General features: G+C 62.7%; 25 protein-coding genes and 1 tRNA gene. 15 read left to right on the forward strand and 11 right to left on the reverse strand.

What is annotated here, in order from left to right; translation table 11 throughout:
* The first annotated feature begins 63 nt into the window (after positions 1-63).
* Both C4S68_RS12885 and C4S68_RS12890 read left to right on the forward strand, forming a co-directional pair.
* Positions 64-570, forward strand: coding sequence for a hypothetical protein (locus C4S68_RS12885; protein WP_103933491.1), 507 nt, complete (start codon positions 64-66; stop codon positions 568-570).
* Positions 543-1,466 carry a rhomboid family intramembrane serine protease gene (locus C4S68_RS12890; protein ID WP_235011572.1) on the forward strand — a complete coding sequence of 308 codons (924 nt, stop codon included), beginning with the start codon at positions 543-545 and terminating at the stop codon, positions 1,464-1,466. Before C4S68_RS12885 ends, C4S68_RS12890 begins: the two co-directional genes overlap by 28 nt.
* A gap of 110 nt (positions 1,467-1,576) precedes the next feature.
* Here C4S68_RS12890 and C4S68_RS12895 read toward each other — a convergent pair whose 3' ends face one another.
* The gene (locus C4S68_RS12895) at positions 1,577-1,990 is read right to left on the reverse strand and encodes a helix-turn-helix domain-containing protein (protein ID WP_103933492.1); all 414 of its coding nucleotides are present in this window, start codon (positions 1,988-1,990) and stop codon (positions 1,577-1,579) included.
* Between the two features lie 270 nt (positions 1,991-2,260).
* Positions 2,261-3,007 (reverse strand): 3-oxoacyl-[acyl-carrier-protein] reductase, encoded by a 747-nt coding sequence (fabG, locus tag C4S68_RS12900; RefSeq protein WP_103933493.1) that lies wholly within the window; start codon positions 3,005-3,007, stop codon positions 2,261-2,263.
* A gap of 78 nt (positions 3,008-3,085) precedes the next feature.
* Between fabG and C4S68_RS12905 the strand changes: the two genes are divergently transcribed.
* The 4 genes from C4S68_RS12905 (at position 3,086) to C4S68_RS12915 (ending at position 6,643) form a co-directional block, all read left to right on the forward strand.
* A complete protein-coding gene (locus C4S68_RS12905; protein WP_407641108.1) occupies positions 3,086-4,696 on the forward strand; it encodes an FAD-dependent thymidylate synthase in 1,611 nt (536 codons plus the stop codon).
* A 397-nt stretch (positions 4,697-5,093) separates the two neighbouring features.
* Complete coding sequence (locus tag C4S68_RS23210; protein WP_160115138.1) at positions 5,094-5,267, forward strand: hypothetical protein; 174 nt, start codon at positions 5,094-5,096, stop codon at positions 5,265-5,267.
* A 114-nt stretch (positions 5,268-5,381) separates the two neighbouring features.
* Positions 5,382-6,092: a hypothetical protein gene (locus C4S68_RS12910; protein ID WP_146072138.1), complete on the forward strand. Its 711-nt coding sequence runs from the start codon at positions 5,382-5,384 to the stop codon at positions 6,090-6,092.
* Positions 6,089-6,643, forward strand: a complete 555-nt coding sequence (locus C4S68_RS12915) for a hypothetical protein (protein ID WP_103933496.1) — start codon at positions 6,089-6,091, stop codon at positions 6,641-6,643. The genes C4S68_RS12910 and C4S68_RS12915 overlap by 4 nt, the downstream gene beginning before the upstream one ends.
* Before the next feature lie 40 nt (positions 6,644-6,683).
* Here the strand turns inward: C4S68_RS12915 and C4S68_RS12920 are convergent, their stop codons facing one another.
* Together C4S68_RS12920 and C4S68_RS12925 are read right to left on the reverse strand one after the other, a co-directional pair.
* Positions 6,684-7,361, reverse strand: a complete 678-nt coding sequence (locus tag C4S68_RS12920; protein WP_235011573.1) for an XRE family transcriptional regulator — start codon at positions 7,359-7,361, stop codon at positions 6,684-6,686.
* A gap of 538 nt (positions 7,362-7,899) precedes the next feature.
* Positions 7,900-8,637 carry a queuosine precursor transporter gene (locus C4S68_RS12925; RefSeq protein ID WP_103933498.1) on the reverse strand — a complete coding sequence of 246 codons (738 nt, stop codon included), beginning with the start codon at positions 8,635-8,637 and terminating at the stop codon, positions 7,900-7,902.
* Between the two features lie 184 nt (positions 8,638-8,821).
* Between C4S68_RS12925 and recA the strand changes: the two genes are divergently transcribed.
* Both recA and C4S68_RS12935 read left to right on the forward strand, forming a co-directional pair.
* Entirely contained in the window at positions 8,822-9,910 is a 1,089-nt protein-coding gene (gene recA / locus C4S68_RS12930; RefSeq protein WP_103933499.1) for a recombinase RecA, read from the forward strand.
* 105 nt (positions 9,911-10,015) lie between these two features.
* A tRNA-Ser gene (locus C4S68_RS12935) sits at positions 10,016-10,107 on the forward strand.
* Between the two features lie 86 nt (positions 10,108-10,193).
* Here C4S68_RS12935 and C4S68_RS12940 read toward each other — a convergent pair.
* The 7 genes from C4S68_RS12940 to C4S68_RS12970 form a co-directional block, all read right to left on the reverse strand.
* Positions 10,194-11,138, reverse strand: a complete 945-nt coding sequence (locus C4S68_RS12940; protein ID WP_235011574.1) for a LysR family transcriptional regulator — start codon at positions 11,136-11,138, stop codon at positions 10,194-10,196.
* Between the two features lie 40 nt (positions 11,139-11,178).
* Positions 11,179-12,474 (reverse strand): hypothetical protein, encoded by a 1,296-nt coding sequence (locus C4S68_RS12945; RefSeq protein ID WP_103933501.1) that lies wholly within the window; start codon positions 12,472-12,474, stop codon positions 11,179-11,181.
* A 198-nt stretch (positions 12,475-12,672) separates the two neighbouring features.
* Entirely contained in the window at positions 12,673-14,154 is a 1,482-nt protein-coding gene (locus C4S68_RS12950) for an ABC transporter permease (RefSeq protein WP_103933502.1), read from the reverse strand.
* A gap of 10 nt (positions 14,155-14,164) precedes the next feature.
* Positions 14,165-15,520, reverse strand: coding sequence for an ABC transporter permease (locus C4S68_RS23395; protein ID WP_200821545.1), 1,356 nt, complete (start codon positions 15,518-15,520; stop codon positions 14,165-14,167).
* Positions 15,521-17,053, reverse strand: a complete 1,533-nt coding sequence (locus C4S68_RS12960) for an ABC transporter permease (protein WP_103933503.1) — start codon at positions 17,051-17,053, stop codon at positions 15,521-15,523. It lies immediately after the preceding gene.
* Positions 17,050-17,802, reverse strand: a complete 753-nt coding sequence (locus tag C4S68_RS12965; RefSeq protein ID WP_103933504.1) for an ABC transporter ATP-binding protein — start codon at positions 17,800-17,802, stop codon at positions 17,050-17,052. Before C4S68_RS12965 ends, C4S68_RS12960 begins: the two co-directional genes overlap by 4 nt.
* Before the next feature lie 132 nt (positions 17,803-17,934).
* The gene (locus C4S68_RS12970) at positions 17,935-19,638 is read right to left on the reverse strand and encodes a M20/M25/M40 family metallo-hydrolase (RefSeq protein WP_160115139.1); all 1,704 of its coding nucleotides are present in this window, start codon (positions 19,636-19,638) and stop codon (positions 17,935-17,937) included.
* Positions 19,639-20,012: 374 nt separating this feature from the next.
* Here C4S68_RS12970 and C4S68_RS12975 point away from each other — a divergent pair, with 374 nt between their 5' ends.
* The 7 genes from C4S68_RS12975 to preA all read left to right on the forward strand — a co-directional run bounded on the left by C4S68_RS12975 (position 20,013) and on the right by preA (position 26,919).
* A complete protein-coding gene (locus tag C4S68_RS12975; protein WP_103933506.1) occupies positions 20,013-20,846 on the forward strand; it encodes a hypothetical protein in 834 nt (277 codons plus the stop codon).
* A gap of 46 nt (positions 20,847-20,892) precedes the next feature.
* Positions 20,893-21,267, forward strand: a complete 375-nt coding sequence (locus tag C4S68_RS12980; RefSeq protein ID WP_103933507.1) for a copper resistance protein CopC — start codon at positions 20,893-20,895, stop codon at positions 21,265-21,267.
* Between the two features lie 13 nt (positions 21,268-21,280).
* The gene (locus C4S68_RS12985) at positions 21,281-22,165 is read left to right on the forward strand and encodes a hypothetical protein (RefSeq protein WP_103933508.1); all 885 of its coding nucleotides are present in this window, start codon (positions 21,281-21,283) and stop codon (positions 22,163-22,165) included.
* A 194-nt stretch (positions 22,166-22,359) separates the two neighbouring features.
* Positions 22,360-22,596, forward strand: a complete 237-nt coding sequence (locus C4S68_RS12990; protein WP_146072140.1) for a hypothetical protein — start codon at positions 22,360-22,362, stop codon at positions 22,594-22,596.
* Positions 22,597-22,662: 66 nt separating this feature from the next.
* The gene (locus C4S68_RS12995; protein WP_103933728.1) at positions 22,663-23,919 is read left to right on the forward strand and encodes a Zn-dependent hydrolase; all 1,257 of its coding nucleotides are present in this window, start codon (positions 22,663-22,665) and stop codon (positions 23,917-23,919) included.
* 244 nt (positions 23,920-24,163) lie between these two features.
* Positions 24,164-25,507, forward strand: coding sequence for an NAD(P)-dependent oxidoreductase (locus C4S68_RS13000; RefSeq protein WP_235011575.1), 1,344 nt, complete (start codon positions 24,164-24,166; stop codon positions 25,505-25,507).
* On the forward strand, positions 25,507-26,919 hold the full coding sequence (preA, locus tag C4S68_RS13005) for an NAD-dependent dihydropyrimidine dehydrogenase subunit PreA (protein ID WP_103933511.1): 1,413 nt from the start codon (positions 25,507-25,509) through the stop codon (positions 26,917-26,919). The genes C4S68_RS13000 and preA overlap by 1 nt, the downstream gene beginning before the upstream one ends.
* The last annotated feature ends 36 nt before the right edge of the window (positions 26,920-26,955 follow it).

Here is a 26,955-nt window from a genome sequence, read left to right on the forward strand (position 1 = left end):
GCCCAGCCGTTTTAGGGTCTTGGGGATAGCAGGGCAGTGGTTTATGATTACTGAAAGGTGAATATGCGCGGCTACTCGAGAGTTCCAGAAGAGCACCGTCCGGCCAGTTGCACGGACCCGGTTGTCGGCGCGATCCTGTCGGGTTGGCGTTACGACATCTCGGGTGTGGCCCCGGAGTTGCGTGTCGACTACGAGGCACACCTGATCGAGTGTGGCAACTGCCGCAAGCGTCAGCGAATTCACCGTACCGTGGATGTTCTTCTGCTGGCTGCGACGATGATGTGCACCATCGCGTTCCTGCTGGCTGCGCTGGTGATGCGCCGCGTGGAAGAGATTCGCCACATCAGCAACCTGCGCGTCCTGCACCTTCCCCATGAGAGCCTGGTCGCCCTGACTCGCGTACCAGAGAGCATCACGATCAGCCTCGAAGCAGTTGCCATCACGGGTCTCGTGATCTCGGCGCTGCTGTGGATTCTGGTGGCGATGGTGACGCCGATCCCGACGATGGTATCGACGGTGATCCGCGAGCGAATTGTGCCTGAATGGCGCGAGCGCCGCAAGGCGGCCTGAGTCCCGCGCCGGGCATAGCTGTGAACAGCGACACACCGCTTACGGATGCAGCACTCCCCCTCGAGGAGCCGGTCTCTGGCTCGGGTGAGGCTCCTCCTGCTGAATCACTGCTGGCGTATCCCGCGACCTACGCTCTGCTGGCCGTCAACGTGGTCGTCTTCCTGCTGATGTTGCGGCTCGGCTCGGGACCGATTCTGGTGGCAATCCGCAATCACGAGTGGGCGCAGCTTTTCACCGCGCCCTTCGACAATCGAACGCTCATCCGGTTCGGCGCTTCGGATGCTTCGATGGTGCTGGGCGGCGAGTGGTGGCGGCTGGTCACGGCGATGTTCGTCCATGTGACGCTGCTTCACATCCTGCTGAACATGTGGTGCCTCTGGAACCTCGGGCTGTTTGGAGAGCCTCTGCTGGGCAAGCAGGGGCTGTTTGCCGTCTACCTGCTGACCGGGGCAGCCGGCATGATCGCATCGCTGGGCTGGGCGGTGCTGATGACGCTGCTGACCGGCACGCCGCACGATATCGCGACCGCGGGCGCCTCTGGAGCCATCTTTGGGATCGCGGGCATCCTGATCATCCTCCTGTCCAACCGCAAGCTGTCGCTGCCCTGGGACGAGCTGCGGGACCTCCGCCGGATGGTGATCTTCTTCGCCGTAGCGAACCTGGTGATCGGCATCGGTCCAGACCTGCTGGCACGCTTTGCGAAGGGGGTACCGCGGATCGACAACACAGCGCACGTGGGCGGATTTGTGTGCGGGCTGGCGTTGGGGCTGCCGCTGTTTCCTCGGATGACCAGCGCGCGCTCGTCGTACCGGGCGAGGCAGCGATGGACGTTTGCGGTGGCTACGCTCGTGCTGTGCCTGATTACCTACGCGATTCAGGCGGGAGCCAAGGGATAAAAGAGCTAGTGGGAAGTAAAACGGCAACGGCTGCGATCTCTCGCAGCCGTTGCCGTTTGGATTCAGCTCCGTTCCCAGTGAGCCAGATGTCAGTTGCCCGATCGGAATGGTCAGCTCATGGCCGGGGCGGCGGTGGTGGCGAACTTCTTCACCATGGCGAGCAGCAGGCGACGGTCGCTGTCGGTCAGGGACGAGGAGTATCGCTGTACCTGAGTGAGGAAGTGAATCTCCTCCTGGCTCATGGAGACACCAGGGACGTCACGTACAGTTTCTTCCGCGAAGAAGTGGCTCAGCGGGAGGTCCAGGGCAGAAGCGATCTTCTGCAGGGTTTCCAGCGAGGGAATGGTGTGGCCGTTCTCGACACGCGAGAGATAGCAGCGGAGGAGCCCCGTGCGCTTTTCGATATCGCCTTGCGACATGCTTCGCTGGAGCCGGAAGTTGCGGATCGTTTGGCCGATGTTAATCGGGGTCGCCGCGTGATTTGCGATCACCGTCATCGGCACAGATGTTTGCATGTTCGCCATTAGCCGTAAAGTAACGACCACCGCTTGCGATAGCAAGAACCAAATGCAGTGGAAGCGTCACAGTTGAGTATCAATGGAGATTCGTGCAAAGCAAGAGTACCTGCGATTGCTCTTGATGGTGACTAAGGTCCATGTCACTAGCGACGAAAGATGCGAAAACACTGGCGATGAGGAATGGCGCCAGGTGAATCGAAAGTGGCTCGACGCATTTGCTATGGGCCAAAGCTATCGAGCCATTTTGGAACGGCAATTTCTGTGCAGCGCCGCTGCTTACCCCATGTACAAGCCGCCATTGACGTCGAGGGTGTGGCCGGTGATGTAGCCGGCGCCTTCGGAGGCGAGGAAACCTGCCGCCGCGGCGATGTCTTCCACGGCGCCGTAGCGGGCGAGCGGAACCTGCGCGAGGATGCCGGTCTTCTGCGCGTCGGTGAGGACGTCGGTCATGGCGGTCTGGATGAAGCCAGGGGCGATGGCGTTGACGGTGATGCCGCGGGAGGCGAACTCGCGGGCCAGCGACTTGGTGAGTCCGATGAGTCCGGCCTTGGAGGCGGCGTAGTTGGCCTGTCCCGCTGCGCCGGTCTCGCCGACGACCGAGGTGATGTTGATGATTCGGCCCCAGCGGGCCTTCATCATGGAGCTGATGACGGCCTGGGTGAGCAGGAAGGAGCCGGTGAGGTTGGCGCGGAGGACGTCCTCGAAGTCGGAGGTCTTCATCCGGAGGGCGAGCGTGTCGCGGGTGATGCCGGCGTTGTTGACGAGGATGTGCACGGCGCCGAGGTCGGCGAGCACGGCCTTAGCCGCAGCCTTGATGGACTCTTCGCTGGTGACGTCGATCGTGAAGGCCTTTGCGGCGCCGCCGGCGGCGACGATTTCGGCGGCAACGGACTCCAGCTTGTCGAGCGAGCGTGCGGCGAGGGCTACGGTGGCGCCGTGCTTTGCCAGTTCGAGTGCGATGGCGCGGCCGATGCCCTGGGAGGCGCCGGTTACGAGGGCTACTTTGCCGTTCAGATGACTCACAGTTTTCCTCAGATCCTGGTGCAATTTCTGCTGGCTACTAGGGTACCGCGAGCCTCCATGGAGGGGATATCCTTGATCGTGCCTATCTCGAGCGTGCCTACCACGCCTTCCGACGCTGCTGCCCCTGCCTCCTCTGCTCCCACCGGCCGGGAGGCGGCTCCGACTGAGGTCTACGCGATCCACGGCGCGGAGCCGGAGGTGCTGGCCTACGCGATGGCGAAGTACTCGCGTTCGGCCCTGACGATGCGGGAGTCGCTGACGGAGATCAGCACGCAGCGGGCGGAGCAGTTCCTCAACACCTTCTACTTCCAGTACGGGCACCGCTCGATTGCGGACCTGGCGCACATTCCATTTGCCATCGAGCGCCTGAGCCTGCTGGCGGCGATCTCTCTGGTCGACGAGACGCGCTGGGACGGCCAGGAGCGGTCTACGCGCTACCAGGACTTTCGGCGCTCCGGCTGGTACACGCCTTCGCTGGAGGAGCCGCAGAGGGCAGCGTATACGGCGGCAGTGCAGGATCTGTTTGCAGCGTATGACCAGCTGAGCGAAGGCATGCTGGCCGCGCTGGAGAAGGCCATTCCACGTCCGGAGGAGATGAAGCCTGAGGCTTACCGGCGCACGCTGAAGGCGCGGGCGTTCGACGTGGCGCGTTATCTGCTTCCGCTGGCGACGAATACCTCGCTGGGGCAGATCGTGAACGCTCGCACGCTGGAGACTCAGGTCTCGCGGCTGCTTTCGAACGAACACGAGGAGATTCGCGAGCTGGGGCGGAAGCTTCGTGCCGCCGCGAGCGAGCCGGCATGGAATGTGCAGCGCGATCGCCTGGAAGAGATGGCCGGGGAGGGAATCGTCCCTGCGGCAGCGACGGCGGAGATCCTGACGGAGCTGATGCCTCCGGTGCGTACCGCGCCGACGCTGGTGAAGTATGCCGAGCCGAACGAATATATGATCGCCACGCGCAAGGAGCTGGTGCAGGCGGCGCAGGAGCTGATGGCCGGGGCTCCGCTGTATCCCGCGCCTACAGTCGATCTGCTCGATGACGATGAGGACCTCGAGGTTGAGATCGCGACGTCCCTGCTGTATCCGCACTGCCAGTACTCCTACCGCCAGATTCGCGGCATGGTGACGGCGATGGGCGAGCGGCGGCGGAACGAGATGATCAAGCTGGGAGCAGCACACCGCGGACGCCACGATGAGCTACTGCGCAGCTTCCACTCCGGCCATGGCTTCCGCTTCGACGTACTGATGGATATTGGGGGATTCCGCGACATGCATCGGCATCGGCGCTGCGTGCAACTGATCCAGCCGTTCTCGTCGGTGCATGGGTATGACGAGCCAGTATGCCCGGGGCAGCCTACGCTGGAAGAGGCCGGGCTGGCAGAGATGTACCAGGCAGCGATGGACAAGGCTGTGGCTGCGTACCAGGCGCTTTCGGACTCAGGGGTTGCGGAGGCCGAGCAGAGCGCGCAGTATCTGCTGCCGCTGGGTATGAGGTGCCGGGCGATGTTCAAGATGGACTTTGCGGAGGCGCTGTACATTTCAGAGCTGCGTTCGGGCTCGGCGGGCCACTACAGCTACCGGCGCGTGGCGTGGGAGATGTATCGGGCCGTCGCAGCCCGGCATCCGGCGCTTGCGGGCCTGTTCCGGATCGAGGATGTGACGGTGCCAGTGGACCTGCTGAAGCGATAGTTAGGTGGTCCGCTGGATGAAATATAGCGTTCGATAACTCGCGACATAACTCAAATATCTGTCCCAGATTGATACACCAGAAGGCCGCCCTCTCCGGGCGGCCTTTGCTGTTTTCGATCCAGGATTCGCCGACGCGATGAGGCGCTACACCAAGATTGCAAAAAGTGTCAGCAAAATCCTTCTAATCATCGCCTTTACGCAACATGTCGTATCGCCTGCGTTGGATTAACCCCGGATTCTCTACTCCTTTCTTCTCTTCGCGATAAGCGTCATTTCGCTGCTCGTCTGAACGCGTTGTTTCGCCAGCGCAACAGATTGCGGAAATCAAAGAGAAAAGTGAACTTAGCTCCCTACTCTCCGACTCGAGCGCGATACGCGCCGACTAGGAGAAAGAGCAATGCAGAAGAATATTTTTCGTAACCTCGGTCTGGTACTTACGCTGGCAGCTGTACTTGCTGCCCCTCTCAAGTCATTCGCCGATGACCCAATTGTTGGCGGCGGCAATCCCGATCCGGGACCTGGCGGTAGCAGCGATGCCATCGCGCTGGTGCTCGCACTGGCGACCGCGTAAACTATGCGTCGTAGGCCGCCCGACGCGGGCAGGCGGAAGGCGAGGCGCCACCGGTTGCATCTTCTCGAGGGGATCGATTACGCTTTCTGGCTCCTTGGTTTTTGTTCCCAACTTATGTTGCTGGGAGTGCTCTTCGCGCGAGACCGCGCGAAGAGCTTTCCAGTTTTTACGTCGTGGATTCTGGTCGGCGCCGTTCGGGATGTTGTTCTGTATCTCGTCCATCGCTACGCGCTGCACGCTTACTTCAATACGTTCTGGGCCTTCGGATCCATCGATGTCTGCCTGCAGCTCGGAGTCTTCTTCGAGATGGCATTCAAGGTGTTTTGCCCGCTTGGCTATTGGGCTTCCGATGTGAAACGCGGGTTCCAGCTCGTGCTTGCGGGTAGCTTCCTGGTTGCTCTGCTTTTGACCTGGACAGCGCATCCTTATTCGCGTGGAACCATTGCCATCGTGGTCCACAAGATGGACTTTTTCTCGTCGGCACTCCTGAGTGAGTTATTTCTGGGGACGCTGATCCTATCTTCGTGGGCTGGGTTGCCCTGGAAGACTCACGTGGCGCGTATCTCGCAGGGCCTTGGAACGTTCGCGGCGATCGGTCTTATTACGCAGGGAGCCCACACGCAGCCCTCGAGCAGCAACCTGACCGTGTACTTTTTCTGGTCGCACGTGGAGATCTTCTTTTATCTCTGCTGCATGTCGTACTGGATCGTGACACTTTGGCGGGAGGCAGAGGCCCCTCGCGAATTACCTGATAAGATTCGCGAAGAGCTTGCACACCTCAACCGTCTCCTGACGTTTGGGGGTGGAGGGAGCACAAGGCAATGAACGCTGAGTTTTTTTTCATTGCGATGATCGTTCTTGTAGCCGCCATGGCTGGGGTGGCCTTCTGGTTCATGCAGAGGGCTCGTCGCCGGGACGCCGCTACATGGGAGAGCCTGATCGCGAGGCTTGAGCCGGTCAACCGCCGTGCGGTCGCCGCCATCGCGCTCGACCTTTTCGATGAATCCGGCACCCGGAGAAGCGGAACGGACAGCGACCTGCTGGATCCGTCCGAGGTCTGGGACATGATTGGTGGGCTCACCGGGCTTGAAGCGATGGAACGTAACTGCGCTGTGCTGATCGACATCGCGGCGCACGTGCAGCGCTGGTATCCGGAAGCCGTCGTTGTGGCAGAGCAACTTCGCTTGAACGCGCGCGAGGTGCAGTTTCATCTCGGCCGCCTGAAGGGGGCTGCCCGGACCGGAAATCTGCATAGCGCCTTCGCGGACTATGCCCAGCGTGCTGTCGCAACGTATTACAGGATGACCCGCAGTGTTCTGGCGCTTTGCGAGCACGCCCATGCTCCTGGGCTGATGGCGCTCGAGAAAGCGATTTAGGGGGCGCCGGTTTGCAGCGTCGCCCCGGGACGGACTGCTGCTACGAAACCCGCCGCAGCGCGACACCCGTTACCGTTCCGATGACCTCGATCTCTTTGCGATACTTCCAGCGCCGGCTGGACTCGTAAGAGAGCGGATGCGGAACGAGTGTGAGCCAGGTGGACTCCTTGTCCAGCTCACAAAAACCAGTCACATAGCCGTCACGGGTGAGCAGGAAGTAGATGGGGCGATCGAATTCGCTCGTCCACTCCCGCCGATGGGCGATGGCCCTCTTCTGCGTATCGATGAGGACGATCGAGCCGGGACGGATCATCGGCTCGAGGGTGCGATCGCGCTGGCCGACGACGCCTCGGCGCAGCGGACTGCTACCGTTCCCGTTCTCGCTGGGTAGAAGCATGGTTTCGGCCGGCGGGGTTTCCGTGACGAGGGTGTCAGGAAGCCATGCGCGCGCGTGGTCATTCAACGGGCCTTCGGAGAGCAGAAGCGTAGCGTTGGGGCTCGAAACGGGCTCGACGGACTCCGCCGGTGGACTTGGGGGGCAGAGCGCGAGCATCTGATCGGGATTCAATCCGTAGACCGCAGCAAGCACGATGAGCTTCATCGCGGAGAGATCGCGGTTCTCCCGCTCCACACGGTCCAGCCAGCTTGCGGAGATCCGGTATGCCGGATTGTTCCACTGCTGGGCGAGGCGCTGAGTGCGCTCCTCTACCTCTCTCAAGGAGAGCTTCCAGTGATTCCGGATCGTGCGCAGTTTTCCGCCGAAACCGTCCATAAGGTCCTCGCTCTCAGCGTCGGCCGCACCGCGCAGGAAGGTCTTCAGCGGTACAGAAACGCGAAGACAAGCGGTTGGGCTGGCTGGAGGAAATGCGGTGATGATACAGGACGGGGACGTTTTTTGTTGCTTTGACGCGACAGGATCGTCGGGGTACGAGCCCCAGGCCCGATTCTGCTCAATAGAATCAAAAGGTTACGGACAGCTGTTGCTCATAAGCAACAGAGCTTCAAGGTATGTCGTGCGGAAAGCTACGATCCGGCACTCTGTAGAAGCTTCTCGTCAGAGAGGGCAAGTCGTCCGGGGTATCGCGCCTCCCCCAGTGGAGGTCGCCGAGCTGCTTACAGATGCTTCGGGCGACAAAATTCTGTGATGTCTCGAGATGCTGGTTGAGGGAGATATTTGCTGAGCTCGTCTCCTTCGCTAGCTATTCCGAACCCCAGTCATTCAAGATGGCTCTCTGACGACGATTGGCTTGAGAATCCTATGGCTCGCGGTCCTCTGCGCGTCCCCGCGATCGCGCGCCGACATGAAACGGATTGAAGTCCGTGTGGGCGTCATAGGCGTCGGACTGCTCGGCCCGCTTGAGCCACCCCACAACCAGATACGTCATAGGCGTCGCCGCAGCCTCGTACCCGACCTTGATGAGATAGCCGGTGACGATGATGGCAGCCAGCTTGTGGGGTGAGTACATGCCGGCGTACGTAATAGCGATGACCAGCGTTGTATCCACGGCCTGGCCGACCATCGTGGAACCGACGGTTCGGGTCCAAAGCCAGCGGCCTCTAGTCAGCAGCTTGAGCCGGGCCATGGTGTAAGAGTTGGCGAACTCACCGGCCCAGAAGGCGATGAGGCTCGCGATCAGGATCCTCGGCAGGATGCCAAAGACCGTCACGAAGGCCTGTTGATTTCGGAATTCCGGGTCAGACGGAAGCCAGATGACCAGGGCGGAGACCCCGTACATGAGTGCAGTGCCGAAGAAACCGAGCCAGATGGCGCGACGGCTGGCGCCATAACCGTAGACCTCGGTGAAGACGTCGCCAAAGATATAGGTGATGGGGAAGAGGACGACCGCGCCTGAGGTCGAGAAGGCGGGAATGTGCCAGTTGCCGCCGATCGGGATGGGGCCGAGGCGAATGAGTTTCTGCGCGACGAGGTTCGATACGAGCAGGATGACGACGAAGGCCGTGGTCAGGGCGTCGAGGTAACGGAAGCGGCGCATGGGTCTCCATCATCGCATTGGGATCGGGGCGTGGAAGGGAGAATTTGTGCTGCTTTTCCCTCAGCGGTCTTCGCTTTTTATTTGCTGCCGCAAGAATCCGGTGCTAGACTCCGACTTGCGTGAAACCCACGCAATCTTGTCCCCACCCCGAGCATCTTGCGTGGCAATAAAAGGAGAGTTCCCAGTGGCAGATGACCGCACGCGTGCAATCGAGTCAGCACTTTCTCAGCTAGAGAAGCAGTTTGGAAAGGGCTCGGTCATGCGGCTCGGGCAGAAGGATGCCATTGGGCCGATCTCTGTCATTCCAACGGGCTCCATCTCCTTCGACGCTGCCCTTGGAGTGGGCGGTGTGCCTCGTGGTCGAGTGATTGAGATCTTCGGACCGGAATCCTCGGGCAAGACGACGATTACGCTGCAGATTATTGCCGAGGCCCAGAAGGCTGGCGGCCTGGCAGCGTTTGTGGATGCCGAGCATGCCCTTGATCCGGCATACGCCCGCAAGCTGGGAGTGGATACGGACAACCTGCTGGTGTCGCAGCCGGACTACGGCGAGCAGGCGCTCGAGATCACGGAAGCGCTGGTGAAGTCCGGTGCGATTGATGTGCTGGTGGTCGACTCGGTGGCAGCGCTGGTGCCGAAGGCCGAACTCGACGGCGAGATGGGCGACAGCCACGTTGGTCTGCAGGCCCGACTGATGTCGCAGGCGCTGCGCAAGCTTACGGGCACGGTATCCAAGTCGCGGACCTCGCTGATCTTTATCAACCAGATCCGCGAGAAGATCGGCGTGATGTTCGGCAATCCCGAGACGACGACCGGTGGCCGCGCGCTGAAGTTTTACTCGTCGGTGCGTATCGACATTCGCCGCATTGGCGCGGTGAAGGAAGGCGACGTGGTCGTCGGCTCCCGCACCAAGGTGAAGATCGTGAAGAACAAAGTGGCGGCGCCGTTCCGGGATGCCGAGTTCGACATCCTCTACGGTGAGGGCATCTCGCGAGAGGGCGATGTGCTGGATCTGGCGGTGCTGCATAACATCGTGGACAAGTCGGGCGCGTGGTACAGCTTCTCGGGCGAGCGACTGGGGCAGGGGCGCGAAAGCGTGCGCAACTTCCTGAAGGAGAACACCGCAATCTTCGCCCGGATCGATACCGAGTTGCGCAAGAAGCTCGGTATCAAGGCTTCGACCGAGGTCGACGTTCCGGCTGTCCCGCAGGACGGCGCAGCCGTGGCTGAGGCCGTGGTGAAGCCGCGCCGCGGAGCAGCAGCTTCAGCGTAGGAGCGGTCTTTTCACGCGCCGTATCGGTTCGGCGAGGCGCACATTTGCGTGTGCCTCGCTGCGATTTGGCGATGAAGCTGTTTCAACGTAAAATGAAGAGCGAGCGGAGAGTTGGCAGAGCCCGGTTGAATGCACCTGACTCGAAATCAGACATAGTCGCAAGGCTATCGGGGGTTCGAATCCCTCACTCTCCGCCAGATATTGTCCGGATCCTGTCCGGAAGGCGAAACGACGAAGATCCCCACCATCGAGGTGGGGATTTTTCTTTTGCGTGATGGTGCTTTCAGCTGGGCTTGGGGGACGGGGATGGCCACGGTGCGCCGGTGACTACCTGGTGGAAGGCCTGGCCGGCACGGGTCAACTTGCGGTCTTTGAGGGAGATCAGTGCTAGGTCTCGAGGCAGAGAGACGCCGGTGATGGGCAGGGCGACGAGGAGCCCGGTGCGGACTTCGTCTGCAACGTTGATGCGAGGGAGAAAGCCCACCCCCAGCTCGGCGATGATGAGCTTCTTGAGTAGCTCGGTTGAGTCCAACTCCATGACAGAGCGAACGGGCAGTGAGTGTTCGGCGAAGATCTTGTCGAGCGTGTCGCGGCGGCGGCCCTGCTTGGGCAGCAGTAGCGGCTGCTGAGTGATCTCCTCCAGGGATACGGAGGCGTTTGTTGCGAGCGGGTTTCTGGGCGAGACGACGAGCTGCAGCTCGTCCTTGTGGATGACCTCGATGCGCAGGCGCGGGTCTTTGACGGGGAGGGAAACGACGCCGAAGTCGGCCTCGCGCCGGAGGACAGACTCAATGGATTGCGTGCGCTCGGCGCGCACGATGCCCAGCGAGACGCGCGGAAAGAGTTTGCGAAAGCGGCTGAAGAAGCTGGGGAGCACGTGCAGGGCGGTGGACTCGTTTGCGCTGACGGTGAGCGTGCCGCGCGGGGAGAGCTGCAGATCGGTGATGGCGAGGCGGATGTGCTGCAGCTTGCCGAGGCAGTCCTGTGCAAAGGGCTCGAAGACCTTGCCGGCGGCGGTGAGTGTCACCTTACCGCCGCCGCGATCGAAGAGGCGCTCGCCGAGCTCGGTCTCGAGGGAACGGATCTGCGCGGAGATGGCGGGCTGCGTCATCTGCAGCTTCTCGGCGGCGCGGGAGAAGCTCCTGCGCTCGGCAACTTCGAGGAACGTGCGTAGGTAGTTGAAGTCCATCGGGAGCGGGGTGTTGGTCCCGGGGGGGTGGCGAACCAAACCAGTTCAACGTACCACGCGGGGGCAGGCCGCCGACAATTCAGAAGTGGGCGACAGGCCCCGGCCATTGCTCGGCGAGAGCGCGATAGCGGGCCCAGGCGGCGTCAAGCTGTTGAAGCTCAGCGGGCGTGGAGCGTGGGGCCGGAGCGGCGAGGTACTGCTCGACGCGGTGTGCGCCCTGGGTGTAGGCGAGGCCGTAGCTGCGGTATTCGTTGAGGTAGAGGAGCGTCTGTTCGGCGTGGGCCATGAGCATCTCGTCGGCGAAGGCATCTTCGGCGCGGACGAACTCGAGTTCGCCGTCGAGGTAGGCTTTGGCGATGGCTGGCTGCGCCGTGTCGAGACGGCGGACGAGGTTGTTGATGTGCACGTGGGCCGCAGCGTTGGCGGAGGGAAGGCCGGCGGCAGGAAAGAGGACGTCGCGTTCGACGGCGATGCGCTGGTCTTCGCTCATCGCGAGCCGAGGCGCGGCTGCGGCTGCGGCTTCGGACCAGAAGCCCTGCGGAGAGAAGGTGAGCTGGAGCTCGGCTTCGGCGCGATGGTCGTGCTGCACGAGCGCCTGGTCGCGCAGGAGATTGAAGACATGATGGCCGGGGTAGCCTTCGTGGCAGCCGAGCTCAAGGGCGTCATCGACGGTGAGCGCGAGGTCCATGTTGAGGAAGAGCGTGCTGTGCCCGTTGCCCAGGTACTGGCTGAAGGCTGCCCAGGGCTTGTCGCGCACGGGCGTGATGGTGATAGTCTCGCCTGCTGGCAGAGAGATGTGCTGCAACGTTGCGGTGCGGCAGACGTCGAGTGCCTTTTGCAGCACGGCGATGGTGCGGTCGCGTGGGATGAGGAAGCGCTCGTTCCATGCGTCGTAACGCTGGGCGAGAGTGCCTTTGCGTGGTGCTTCCGGGAGACGTGCGAGCTGGTCTGCGATCTCGTGCCGAAGTGCGACGCGTTCTTCTGCGGAGGTATCTGACTGGCGGGTCACACCAAAGAGCGCGACGGCCTCCTGGTCGAAGGGAAGGACGTGGCCGCGAAGCATGGCGGTGCGGGCGCGGATGGAGTTAATTTGCTGGCGAAGGGCTGTTGCGCTATCGGGGTTGAGGTTCTTCGCTCGCGCGAGCCTTTCGAGTGCTGCGGTGGTGCCTTGATCGATGGCGTCGTAGGAGATGTAGTCGCGATGGCCCCGTTCGATCCATGCGATGGGCGCGGCTGAGAAGTCCAGTGAGTCGGGGTCGCGTTCGCCGAGTGCCAGGGCGAGGTGGACGTAGTTGTCCGGTACTGATTCATGAGAGAGCTTGCCGCAGCCCAGAAGGCCGAAGGCGATGAGGACTAGCGAGAGACTGCGCGGCATACGGCGAGGTGCGGCTTTGTATCGAGGGGCTGCGCGCATGGGTCCATTGTTCACTACGTGGGGTTCGCGGCTGAAATGGTCCAGCTCATTGCCGGGACTGGTAGGGTGCCAGGTCCTTCGACTTCGCAGATCACAGCCTTGCTGTAATCTGCTTCGCTCAGGATGACGGATTGTGGGAATGGCTCCTGCTTCGCGTGCTTACTCGTAGCGCAGCGAGGTCATGGGGCTTACGCGGGAGGCCTGTTGTGCGGGGTAGTAGCCGAAGGCGATGCCGATGGCTGCGGAGACCGTGAAGGCGAGGATCACGGAGAGCAGCGAGACGTTGACGGACCAGCCGCTGTAGCGCGCGGTGGCGAAGGATGCGACGACTCCGACGGCGACACCGAGGATGCCACCGCTGAGGCTGAGGTAGAGGGCTTCGAAGAGGAACTGGCGCATGACGTCGGAGCTTTCAGCACCCACCGCGCGGCGGATGCCGATTTCTCTTGTGCGCTCGGTGACGGCGAGCAGCATGACGTTCATAATGCCGATGCCACCGACGATCAGTGAGACGGTGGCGATGGAGGCGAGCAGCACCGCCATGGTGCGGCTGGCGTGTTCGAGGGTCTTGCTGAGCTGCTCCAGCGTGACGTGATCGAGGTTGGCGGCGTTGCCCATCATGGCGCGGGAGATGTCCGTGCGCATGCCGCCGTGCGCGATGGCGTGGCGCGCCTGGCTGACGACGGTGAAGTCGTCGGGCACGCTGGCGGCGAGATGGTGTCGCGTGCGCAGCAACGCGGTGACGTCTTTGGTGACGCGGACGACGTCGCCCGCGGACTCGGTGGAGAGCGTGATGCTGTCGAGGTTGCTGCGGCCCATGAGCTGCTGCATGGTCTTGACGGGGATGTAGGCTGCGTCGAACTGGCCGTCACCGGACGCTGAAGGAACCATCCAGCTACCGCTGGCGACGACGCCGATGACCTTGAAGGAAACATCGTGCAGCGTGACCATCTGGCCGACGGGATCCTTCGTGCCGAAGATGTGTTCCGCTGCCACGCTGCCGAGGACGATGACGCGATCGGCGCGCGAGTTCTCCGCGTCGGTGAAGAAGCGGCCGTGGGTCAGGATCCAGGCACGGCGGATCCTGATCAGCGAGACCTCTTCGCCACGCAGCAGGGTGAGCCAGCTGCTGTCGCCGAATGCGATGTTGGCGTTGTCATGCATGCCGCCGGAGACGGTCTGCACGCCGTGCACGGCGGCGACGGCGGCTGCATCGTCGAGGGTCAGCGTGGTGGCGCCACCGAGGCCGCCCCGGCTGTCAGGACCGGTCTCTAGGGACTGGATGGGATTGTCCTGCGGCTTGGACTGAATGCGGCGGGACGTGATCGGCGTGCCGGGGTGGAAGACACCGTCGTGGAGTTGTGGATGTTGTGTCTGCGGTGACCAGGCGGCGGGCTCTTCGGCCTCGCCCTGGCTGGTCCACTGCTGCGGCATCTTGTAGTTGCCACTGTTGACCTGGATGACGTTCATGCCCGCAGCACGGACCTGCGCGCGGATGGAGCTCTGTGCGCCGCTGCCGACTGCGATCATCACCACGACCGTGCCGACGCCGATCATCATGCCGACGGTGGTGAGGATGGTCTGCAGGCGATTGCGCCGCAGCGAGCGGATGGCGATGGCAGAGCTCTTGCGCAGCGACACGATCGGCTCTCTACTCGAAGCGCAGGGCGTCGATGGGGTTGAGCTTCGAGGCGCGGCGGGCGGGATAGAAGCCGAAGAAGACTCCGGTGGCCGCAGCTACACCGAACGACAGCGCGACCGCGTTCAGCGAGACATCCGCGGGCCACTGCATCACCTTGGTGACGAGGAGCGAGACGAGGAAGCCGAGCAGAATCCCGCAGGCTCCGCCCACGATGCCGAGTGTGACGGCTTCGACGAGGAACTGCATGAGGACGTCGCGCGACCTCGCTCCCACGGCGCGGCGGATGCCGATCTCGCGGGTGCGCTCGGTGACGCTCATCAGCATGATGTTCATAATGCCGATGCCGCCGACGATGAGCGAGATGGTGGCGATGGCCGCGAGGAGTGCGGTCATGGTCTGGCCGGCGCGGCTGAGGGTGCCGGACATCTCCTGCAGGTTGACCTGGTCCATCTGGGGCATGTTGGCGAGGATGAAGGCGGCGACGGAGGTATTGAGGCCCTTGGTGAGGGCTTCGGATGCCTGGGTCTTGACGGTGAAGTCGTCGGGGACGCCGCCGCCTGCTCCGGAGCCTTGCAGACCGCCGAGGCCGAGGCTTCCGGCGGCGGAGGTCTGTTGGTGGGTATGGCTATGGCGCTCGCGCAGCAACGGCACGATGTCGAGGGCGATCTGCGAGGCGTCGCCGGCCTGGGCGGCAGCGACGGTGACCTGGTTGAGCGATTCGACGTTGAGAAGCTTCTGCAGCGCGGTGTAAGGGACGACGACCATGGCGGCCTGGTCTTCATCGTTGGAGGAGAAGAAGCCCTTCACGGTGAAGGTGGTTCCGTGGATCTCGATCTGCTTGCCGACGGGATTCTCGTCGGGGAAGAGCTGATCGCGGAGCGCGGAGCCGATGACCGCTACGTTCTCCGCATTGTCGACGGCGGAGCTCTTGAAGAAGCGGCCCTTCTCCATGTCCCAGTCGTACATCTTGTAGTAGTCGGCGTCGACGCCGTAGACCTGGGTGAACTGCTTGTCGGAGCTGGTGTTGACCCAGGTGCGGGCGCGAACCAGCGGCGAAGCGTAGGCGACGCCAGGCATGGCGCGGATGGCGTCGGCGTCGCCGGGTGTGAGTGTGTTGGCCGAGCCAAGGCCACTGGCGATCTTCAGCTCTTCGCCGCCACGGGTGTAATTGCCGGCGCGCACGAAGAGCAGCGTGGTGCCGGCGGAGCGAACCTCATTGGAGACGTTGCCCTGGGCCCCGGTGCCCAGCGCGAACATGGTGAGCACGGCGGCGACGCCGATCATCATGCCGAGCATGGCGAGGCCGGTGCGCAGCTTGTTCTTTCGGAGGGAAGCGATTGCGATCTTGAGACTCTTGCGCAGCATCTACTCGTACCTCAGCGAAGCCAGGGGCGGCACGCGGGAAGCCTCGCGTGCGGGGTAGTAGCCAAAGAAGATGCCGACAGCGGTCGAGATGCCGAAGGCGATGGCGATGGCGGCGAAGGGAACGTCCGCGGACCAGTGTGCGAGATGCGAGATGACGAGCGCGGCCGCGACGCCGATGAAGACGCCGAGGAGGCCACCGGCGATGGAAAGCACGACCGACTCCATGAGGAACTGGGCCATGACCTCGCGCTCTTCGGCGCCCACGGCGCGGCGGATGCCGATCTCGCGGGTGCGCTCGGTGACAGAGAGCAGCATGATGTTCATGATGCCGATGCCGCCGACGATGAGCGAGACGGTGGCGATGCAGACGAGGAGCATGGTCATGGTGCGGCTGGAGCGATCGAGCGACTTGCCGAGTTGATCAAGCGTGACCTTCTCGAGGCCGGCGATGTTGCCGGTGACGGCGTGTGCGACCTCAGGCCGCATGCTGCCCTTGGTGAGCGCCTTGCTGGCCTGCGTGGAGACAGTGAAGTCGTCCGGTGAGTTGCCGCCGATGTTGTGCCGCTGGCGCAGCAGTGTGGTGACGATCTTCGAGACGCGCGTCACGTCGCCGGTGGAGACGGTGGTGACGGTGATGTCGTTCAGCTTGGAGAGGTTGAGCATCGACTGCATCGTCGTAACGGGGATGTAGACGGCGTCGAACTGATCGTCGCCGGCGTCGGGCGTCTGCAGCCAGCTGGAGCTGCCGATGACGCCGACGACCTTAAAGGGCTGCTTCCAGATGGTGATGGTCTTCCCGACGGGGTTTGCGTCACCGAAGAGTTGCTGAGCGACGATGACGCCGAGGACGACGACCTGCTCATGCTTGCGCTCTTCGCTGGCAGAGAAGTAGCGGCCGTGCGGGAAGGTCCAGGCGCGGCGGATCTCGGGGGTGACGGTGTCATCGCCATGAACGCGGGTGAACCAGCGCTTGTTGTCGGAGTTCATGACATGCACGTTCTCGTGGATGCCTTCGGAGACGTACTGCACGCCGGATATCTTGCGGATCTCGTTTGCGTCAGCGATGGTGAGCGTGGCTGCGGCGCCGAGGCCGGCTTCGGAGTCACCCAGCCGCTGGCGCGCGGTGGGATGATCGTGCACGGCGAAGGGATCGTCTTCGGGATGGAAGAGGACGGTGTGCAGGCGCGATGCCGTTGGCATCGCATAGTGGATGCGCGGCAGGCTGAAGTCGTCGCCGAGTGTCGGCTGCGGCGATTGCAATTTGCCCATCTCGATGGCGTCCGGTGGTGGGGCTTCGCGCTGGGCCTGGTAGTTGCCGGCGGTGATGATGAGCATGTTCATGCCGGCGGCGCGGACCTGGTCCTGGATGGCGCGTTGCGCGCCGGTGCCGAGGGCCATCATGGCGAGCACCGTCGCCACGCCGATGGCCATGCCGGTCATGGTCAGCGCAGACTGCAGCTTGTTGCGTCGGAGCGAGCGGCTGGCGATGTGCCAGGTCTTGTTTATTTGGCTCACGCGGGCGAGGCGGCTCACGAGAGTTCCTCGACCACGACCGTGACCTCGGTCTCGACCGTGTAGGTGGCTTTCTGGGTGTTCTGCACATCGGAGACGATGAGGCCGTCCTTGAAGCTGACGATGCGCGAGCCGTACTCGGCGACGTCCATCTCATGCGTGATGAGGACGATGGTGATGCCGCGCTCGCGCTGGAGCTTCTGGAAGATGTCCATGACCTCGAGGCTGGTCTTGCTGTCGAGGTTGCCGGTGGGTTCGTCGGCGAGGAGGATGGAGGGGTTATTGAGCAGGGCGCGGGCGATGGCGACGCGCTGCTGCTGGCCACCGGAGAGTTGGTTGGTGTGGTGCTCCCAGCGGCTCTCGAGTCCGACGGCGGCGAGGGCATCCATGGCGCGCTTGCGGCGCTCGGAGGCGGAGAGATTTTCCTTGCCGTAGAGCAGAGGCAGTTCGACGTTCTCGAGCGCCGAGGTGCGGGTGAGGAGGTTGAAGCCCTGGAAGACGAAGCCGATCTGCTTGTTGCGCACGGCGGAGAGTTCGTCGTCGCTGAGCTTGGAGACTTCCTTGCCGTCGAGGAGATACTGGCCGCTGGTGGGTGCGTCGAGGCAGCCGAGGATGTGCATCAGCGTGCTCTTGCCGGAGCCTGAAGGACCGATGACCGAGACGAACTCACCCTTGTGCACATCCAGCGAGACGGAACGAAGGGCCTGCACCTGGTGCTCGCCGAGCTGATAGGTCTTGACGAGATTGCGAACTGAGATGACCGGTTCCATCCAACGTTTCTCCAGAGAACGACGACTAGTGGGTACGACTGCTAGAGGGTTTTGGGGAGACTCGCAGCGGAGCCTTGTAGTGTTCTGACGAGGCAGCCGCGGCGCGAGGTTTCACGCCGCGGCAGCTTCGGTTTACTTCGCGTGCGTCTTGGGCTTGGGAGCCGTGGTGGTGGTCTGCGAGTACTCGTAGATGGCTGCAGCGACGAGCTTCTCCGCACCGGCCATGCCGTTATCCCAGCGTGAGCCTTCAACGGCGAAGTACTCGTTGGCTGCGTGAGCGCGACCGCCCTGTCCGCCACGAGCGCCCATGCCCATGGGGATGGACACCGAGCCGACCTTCTGGCCCACTTCGCCATCGGAGAAGAGGTAGCTCGGCCAGTAGCCGCCGGTGGCTTCCGCCTGTGCGACGCCCAGGGGAGCGAGCTCGCCGCCGAGCTTCTCGAAGTACTCGGAGGAGTTGTCAGCCGCCATGAAGGGGTTGTCGCCGCTGGCCTTGAGGCCAAGCAGTTCGGCCGCCTTGCGATGAGCGACGGAGATATCCGCTGTGGGCGAGGATCCGCGCGACCAGGGCACGTCGCCGATCAGCTTGATGTCGACGTCCTTGTAGCCGTTCTTGTCGAGCTGCGCGCGCAGCTTGCGGATGAGGTCCGGGCCGTCCATCTTGGGCACGTAGCGGAAGTTGTGCTTCGAGGTGATCTTGTTGGGGAGGATCGCGCCTGCTCCACCGGCGTACATGTTGCCGCCCCAGATGCCGTCGAGGTTGAAGCTGGTGCCGAAGCGGCCATCCTTGAGGACCTCGACCGGGTCGTCGGACATGTAGCGTGCGACGCCCTGGTTCTTCGCCATCTTGACGAGGTCGGTCTTGGCGGCGCGATCCTTGAGCTGCTGCATCTGCTCGGGGGTGGGGTACTCGCGGTTGTCGTTGAAGCCATCGATGAGGGGCGTATTGCCGTCGGGCGAGGTCAACGAGGCGAGCATGTGGATGTGACGCCATGCCGGGCTGTCGGTGGTGCGCTTCATCACGCCATGGACGTCGGAGACGGTCGGGCCGCGTCCCCACTTGAGGCCGCTGGTGGTGAGCTCGACGTAGACGCAACCTTCAGACGGGCCACCGGCGTAGAGCGCGTCGGCTTCGGAAAGGAGGTCGGAGTGGTCCTTGATGAACTTGCGCAGGCCAATGTCCATGCGCTCTTCGTCGCCTTCGGCGACGAAGATGAGGTTTACGGGGAGCTTGCCGTTGACGGCCTTGTAGGCCATGAGGGCGTTGAGCTGCGCCATCTCCGGTCCCTTGGAGTTGACGGCGCCGCGACCCACGAGAACGCGTGGGATGTCGGGTACGCCGGCAGCTGCGCCGGGAATGATGTTGCCCTCGAACGGAGGCTGGACCCAGGCGTCGGGCTGCGTGACGGGCATCGTGTCGTACTGCCAGTAGATGGCGACGGTCTTGGGCGCGCCTTCATCGCACTTGGCGTAGACGACGGGATTGCCGGGGGAACCATACTCGGTGATGCCGACGTCGTAGACGCGGGTGGTCTGGCAGCCGAGCTTGTCGAAGAAGCCCTTGACCATCTCGGCGGACTCGGGAATGCCTTCGCCGCTGTTGGAGATGCTGGGCTGCTGGATCCACTTCTGGAGGTTCTCGACGTGATCGTCGATATGGGCGTCGATGTAGTCGAAGACCTTCTTGAGTTCGGGAGGAGCGGAGCTCTCGACCGGTGCGACGCCATTGGTGCCGTTCGGATTGATGTGAAGCGCCGGCTTGGTCTTCTTAGCCTGGCTGCTGGCTGCCTTGTCACCGCTCTTGCAACCCAGCGGAAGCAGGATAAGCCCTGTCATGAAACATGCTGCCCAACGTGCGTGCATCGTAACCTTCCGTCGCTTGATGTTGTGGCAAGACAGCACGCCCCGACGGCGGGGACCCTGCGGTGGAGGGCTTCCTCTGGCGTTGGCGTCGCTGCGATTGCGCAGCACGCGACGGCGTCAGGACCGCATGGAAGGTCAGGGGCGTTGTCTTACGGTGTGAGAAAACGTATATCACTCCTGATACATCAGGTGCCGAAAAATCAATTCTCTTTATGGGCCGGATCACCAGTTTCTATCGGCTGGACCTCATAAATAATTTTTATGGGCTCGATTCGCCGCTGCGTCCCAAGCTGGCGAATAGGCGACGTGGACTCTATGCTGGTGATATCCCAAAGCTGTGGAGTGCTATGCGTCTGGCTGGACTTGTCGTGCTGCTGTTGCTTGCCGTCCCCGCAATTCTTGCTCAGGGTCAGGAGATTCACGGTGTCTTTGCCCTGCAGGGGCAGAAGCCGATGACGGACGCTCACCTGCGGGCGACGCCCGTCGCCGGGCAGCCGTTGGGGCGCAGGCTGGATTTCTGGATGACGGAGCCGGGTAAGAGCGACGCGATCCGGACGTATCAGACCGAGATGACGAAGAAGCTGCACGTCGTCATGGTGAGCTCGGACTTCAAGACCTTTCTGCATGAGCATCCGACGCTTGGGCCGGACGGGCATCTTCGGATGACCGAGGCGTTTCCCCATCCCGGCACCTGGTATGTGTATGCGGATGGCCTGCCGAAGGACCTCAATCACCAGGTGTTTCGCTTCGATCTTGAGGTAGGCAGCCCGGGATCGATGCAGCGGGTGCTGCCGAAGACCGGCATGGGCGTTCAGGTGGGGCCGTACGAGGTCGACCTGAGTTCGGTGCGATTGCACTCCGGCATGATGAGCATGCTGGACGTCTCAATCCTGAAGGACGGCAAGCCGGCGACGGATCTGCATCCGTACCTGGGATCGCCGGCGCATGCGGTGTTTCTCAACGCGAGCGATCTTTCCTACGTGCACGTTCATCCGATGTCGATGGATCAGATGTCGATGGACATGAGCAAGGACCCGCCACCGATGCCGGAGAACGGGCCATCGCCTTCGGACATGATGCTGCACATCGCTCTTCGCGAGGCGGGTACCTACAAGCTCTGGTTGCAGTTCCGCGGGGGCACGCAGCTGTACGTTGCGGAGTTCACCATCACCGCGATCTAGTCCTGGATGTTCACGTCTGACCTACGAATTTCACGAAGGAAATCGCATGCAACTGAAAGCTCTTCGATTCTCCGCGATACGTTTTTCTGCCGCGCTGCTGCTCGCGCTTAGCTCGACCGCTGCGCTTGCACACTCCAAGCCCAAGATCATGCTGCCTGCACCGGACTCCACCGGGCCTGCGCCTGCGGAGCTGTCGGTGATCTTCTCCGAGCCTCTGATGGCGAAGTTCAGCAAGCTGGAGCTGACGGACGAAAAGGGCAAGGTCCTCAGCAAGGAGTCCTCGGTGCTCGATCCGAAGGACAGCAAGCACCTGACGCTGAAGCTGCCGAAGCTAGCGCCGGGGACGTACTACGTGCATTGGGTTTCGGCGGCGGCGGACGGCCACCACATGGATGGCGACTACTCGTTCAACGTGAAGTAGTTCTTCGAGCAGCGTGGACAACGTTCTTCTCCTCCGGGTGACAACCGTCGCCGCGACCGACGTCGCGATGGCGGTCGGAGTGGGTTGCGTGCTGACGGGCCGTTGGGTCGAGCTCTCGTCCTCGAGCCATTCCGAGCGGCTGCGGCAGCGGCTTGCCGTGCTCCGCATCTTTGCCGCGGTGCTGCTGGTGGTTGGAACGGCTGGGGCCCTGCTGGCGTTGGTGGCGGCATTCAGCGGGGCTGCGTCACTACGCGAGTTGCGGGTAGCGCTCCCGGACGTGCTGGCTACGGCTCCGGGCAGGGATGCTGCGGCGGTTCTGGCGGTGTCTTGCTTGGTGATGCTTTGTGCCGTAGCGGTCCGTGGCGGCGCGGGTTCGCGGTGGCTCTTGGCGGCGCTGTGGCTCGGGGTGATCGGGCTGCGCGCGGCGTCGGGACACGCGGTCGAGGAAGGCCCGATGACCGCGGCCGTGGCCTGGCAGGGAATCCACCTGTTGGGGATCACCGCGTGGAGCGGTGCGGTGCTGGTGTCAGGGTGTGTCCTATCGCTCGTGACGGCCCCTCAGGAGGCACGTGGGCTCGTGGCACGCCTCTCACGGGACGCCACGGCTGGGTTGCTGCTGGTGGTCGTCTCCGGGACGGTAAAGACGTACACCACCCTCGCCCCGACCCACCATGTTTTGCCGCTGGATCCGTGGACGCGCGTGCTTGCCTTCAAGCTGGTGGCCGTCGCGGTTGCACTCGTTTGCGGGGCCAGCAGCAGAGCGCAGCTGCGGGCGCCGGTATGGGGGGACGCCGAGAGTGGACGGATCAGGATCTATCTCGTGCTGGAAAGCTTTGCGATGCTGCTGATCCTGGTGCTGTCGGCGTGGCTCGGGAGTACGGAGCTGCCGGGCGGTTGAGCTGGATTTGAAAGCTGACCGGCTTGCCTAACGTGCTGCATGGAGGGCGGTTCTATCGTGCGGCGCTCGGACCATCGCTTGATACGCGAGCATTATCTTTCGGTTGAGGGGTATCGTCAGGCCACGGGATGTGGCAGCCTGTCATCCAAGTAAGAGATGCCGGTTCGGTGACGGCGCGGAAGGTGGTGGATTGGATGGCCGAGCGTACCCGGAGCGAAGTGAAGCGGACCCAGGTATTGCGCCCAATGGTGGACCCCGGTCCTGCCCGTCCGATCACGTACGTGTTTGTGGCTCTGTTGACGGCGAGTTTCCTCGCGGTCGGACTGAGCATGGTGCGTCATCACTTTCTTACGTGCGAGGGGACCAACTATTACAGCGAGTATGTGTCGACGCCATGGCACTTTGAAGCGTCCATCTCGCCATTCCACTAGGACGAAGCGAAGGTTGAGGAGCCTACCGGTTTGCAGGCTGGCGGCCGGTCTGCAAGGATGGTGCGCATGATCGATTCGCATCGCGCCTTGCAGCACCTTGATGAGCTGAGAGCTCTGACCGCAGACGACATGGGAGCCCAGCGCGTGGCGTGGACGCCGACGTGGCTGAAGGCCCGCGACTGGTTTCAGACAAAGATTGACGGTCTGCGGGCCGATTGGGCCCCCGCTCTCGAAGACCATTACGACGCTGCCGGGAATCACTGGGTCACGTTGCCGGGTGAGTCGTCCAGAGCGCTTGTCCTGGGATCACACCTGGACTCCGTGCCCAATGGTGGCTGGCTGGATGGCTGCCTGGGCGTGATTGCTGGCTTCGAGGCGCTGACGGCCATCGCAAAGCAGTACAACGGTAGACCGCCCGTTACGGTGAAGCTGGTGGACTGGGCTGATGAAGAGGGGGCGCGCTTCGGGCGTAGTCTCTTTGGTTCGTCGGCGTTTGCCGGGACTCATAGCATTGCAGCCGACCGTGTGCGAACGGATCGCGATGGCGTGACCTACGAGGCGGCGCTGAAATCGTGCGGCGTAGACGTTGAGAAGATCGGCGACGCGGCGAGCGAGCAGAAGGAGCTCGCGGCGTATTTTGAACTGCACATCGAGCAGGGGCCGATCCTGGAGCGTTTGGGAAAGCCGCTGGGCGTGGTACAGGGCACCAAGGGCGTGGAGCGCTGGGCGATTACGTTCCACGGGCAGGAGGCGCACTCGGGCTCGACGCCGATGGAGGCGCGGCGAGATGCGCTGGCCGCCGCTGCGAAGCTCGCGCTGGAGATCCGGCCCATCGCGCGCAAACATCCCCAGAGCGTAGCGACGATGGGCAGCGTGAAGACCTTTCCCGGCATCGTGACGGCGGTGGTTGGCCGATGCGAGTGCACGCTGGACATGCGTGACCTTGATGCGACGGTGCTGGCATCGATGCTGGGCGATGCGCGGGAGGCCAGCGAGCGCTTCGCGGTGGAAGAGGGGTGCACGGTGGAGTGGGCGAAGATATGGTCGATCGAGCCGATTCCGTTCGATCCGCACCTGATCGCGCTGTGCGATGAGGCGATCGTCGAGGTTGCCGGCACGAGTGAGCATCTGCCTTCCGGTCCTCTGCACGATGCAGCGGAGGTGGCGCGCGTGGGTATACCGACGGTGATGATGTTCGTTCAATCGCTGAATGGGCTGAGCCACAATCGAGCGGAGGACACGAAGCGGGAGCATCTCGAGCAGGCGATCGAGGCCTTCCATGGCCTCGCTGAGAAGGTGATTGCCTGGATGGCGGCGAGTTGATATCGCAGCGGGTGGAGGGTGACGTTGCAGGTTCGTCACACCGCTCGCTGCAAAAATGTTGCATAATCGATCCTTCCGCAAACGACGGCGGAGCTCCACGGCAACGCGGCGCATAGAGCGCACGCGGGGCCTTCTGTTTTTGGACACCCGAATTTGTCCTTGAACGCTTGAGTTACGGTGCGGCGGTTCTCAGTTGGAGAGCCCATCGCACGACGGCAGGAGACGTGAGAACACGATGAGTGGAATGACGAACAGTCACGGGCGCTTTCAAGCGCAGTCGCCGGGATCGCCTGAGATCGCGGCACGGTTTCCGGATCTGCATCCGGCCTTCGATCCAACCGCCGCCGTGGTGGAAGCGAACCGTTGCCTCTACTGCTTCGACGCCCCTTGCGCGCAGGCCTGTCCGACGCACATCGATGTGCCGAAGTTCATCAAGAAGATTGCCAGCGACAATCTCGAGGGCTCGGCGCGGACGATTCTGGAGGCCAACATCCTCGGCGCGAGTTGCTCGCGTGCGTGCCCGGTGGAGGTGCTTTGCGAAGGCGCCTGCGTGCTGCACCGGTACAACAAGCAGCCGATTGAGATCGCAAAGCTGCAGCGCTTCGCGATGGACACTCTTTATGCGAGCGGCACGCCGCATCCATTTACGCCGGGCGCTGATGCGGGCAAGAGTGTTGCGCTCATTGGCGGTGGTCCTGCATCGCTGGCTTGCGCTGCGGAGCTTCGTCGCCACGGTATTCGCGCGCAGATTTACGATGCGCGACCGCTGCCGGGTGGCCTGAATACCTATGGCATTGCGGAGTACAAGCTGCCGCTGGCGGAGAGCCTGCGGGAGATCGATATGCTGACGCAGCTGGGCGTGGAGTTCCACTTCAACTCGTGGATCGATGCTGAGGGGCTGGCGAAGCTTGAAGCTGAGAACGATGCTGTCTTCCTCGGTATGGGGCTCGGCGCGATCCACAAGCTGGGCATCGCGGGGGAGGAGAAGAGCGGCGTAACGAACGCGCTCGACTTCATCGCCGGCTATAAGAGCGGGAGCATCGACAGTGTGCCTCCGAAGGTTGCCGTGATTGGTGCGGGCAACACAGCGATCGATGCGGCTAACGCCGCTGTGCGGCTCGGCGCGACCGAGGTGCACATGATCTATCGCCGCGGGCCGGAGCAGATGTCGGCGTTCGCATTTGAGTATGAACATGCGAAACAGGAGGGCGTTCGCTTCCTGTGGCACGTTGCACCGAAGGGGCTTGTTGGAGAGGACCTCGTTGAAGCGATGGAGTTGATGCGGTTGGTCCCCAGCGAGGATGGTTCGCTGGTGCCGAGGCCGGAGGAAGACTTCACCCTGGATCTCGACCTGGTGATCCTTGCAATCGGTCAATCGACACACACGGAGTTTCTCAAGGGTGGAAGCGTGAAGCTGGAACGCGGGCGCGTGGTGATCGATCGCGCAACGGGACAGACGACGAACGCGAAATACTTTGCCGGCGGCGACTGTGCGAATGGTGGCCGCGAGGTGGTGGACGCGGTTGCGGATGGCAAACGCGCGGGCGTGGGAATCGCAGCATGGCTCGCAGAAAAGAAGGAGGCTTAATGCCGACACTTGAGACGACATTCGCGGGCATCAAGTGCCTGAACCCCTTCTGGCTGGCGAGTGCGCCGCCTACGAACTGCGGTGAGCAGATTATGCGGGCGTTCGATGCGGGCTGGGGTGGCGCGGTGTGGAAGACGATCGGTGCACCGGTACGCAACGTGAGCTCGCGCTACAGCGCGATGGATCTGAACGGGCAGAAGATGGTGGGCTTTAACAACATCGAGCTCATCAGCGACCGGCCGACGGAGTTGAACCTGCGTGAGATCGCGGAGGTGAAGCGGCGTTATCCGAAGCACGTGGTGATCGCGTCGCTCATGGTGGAGTCGAACCGCGAGGCGTGGCATGACATCGTGAAGCGCGCCGAAGATGCAGGAGCGGATGGGCTGGAGCTGAACTTCGGTTGTCCGCATGGCATGAGCGAGCGCGGTATGGGCTCGGCTGTGGGGCAGGTGCCGGAGTATTGTGCGCAGATCACGAGTTGGGTAAAGGAAGCCGCGCGCACGCCGGTGATTGTGAAGCTGACGCCCAACATCTCGGATATCCGCATGCCTGCTCGCGCGGCGAAAAAGGGCGGCGCGGATGCGGTGAGTGCGATCAACACGATCAACTCGATTACGGGTATTGATCTCGACACGCTGGAGCCGAGGCCCAAGGTCGATGGCAAGAGCTCGCATGGTGGCTACTGTGGGCCTGCGGTGAAGCCCATCGCGCTGAACATGGTGCAGCAGGTGATGAGCGATCCTGAAGTCGGGTTACCGCTCTCGGGTATCGGTGGCATCGGTACATGGCAGGACGCGGCAGAGTTCATCCTGCTGGGTGCGGGTAATGTGCAGGTGTGCACTGCGGCGATGCATTACGGCTATCGCATCGTGGAAGACATGAAGGATGGGCTGCTCTCGTGGATGAAGCGCAAGGGCTACGAGACCATTGATGACTTCCGCGGACTCAGCCTGCCGCGTGTGACGGAGTGGAAGCACCTGAACCTGAACTACAACGTCGTCGCGCGCATCCATGAGAGCAAGTGCATTGGGTGCCAGCTCTGTTACACCGCGTGTTGGGACGGAGCGCACCAGTGCATCCATCTTGATCGCGCGGAGGCGACGCAGGATGTAAACACCTCGCCTCAGCAGATTGCAGCGGCGGCACCGAAGAGCATTACTGTCACTCCGATTCCGAAGCTCGACATGAGCGGCCTGGGAGAGACAGGACCGTACGCTACCCCGCTGGCGCGTATCCCTCGCGTGGATGAACATCATTGCGTGGGCTGCAACCTGTGCTCGCTGGTGTGCCCGGTGCCGGGATGCATCACGATGGAGCAGGTGCCGAACGATCTGCCTATGGAGACGTGGGCGGGGAAGACTGCGGCAGGGTATGTGCCGGAGGGCATTACGGGGCCGAAGGATTTGTTTTGAGCGAATTCGCAGAGGTCAATTTGAGCTCAGGATCAG

Source organism: Bryocella elongata (genome assembly GCF_900108185.1).
GTDB classification, from domain to species: Bacteria; Acidobacteriota; Terriglobia; order Terriglobales; family Acidobacteriaceae; genus Granulicella; species Granulicella elongata.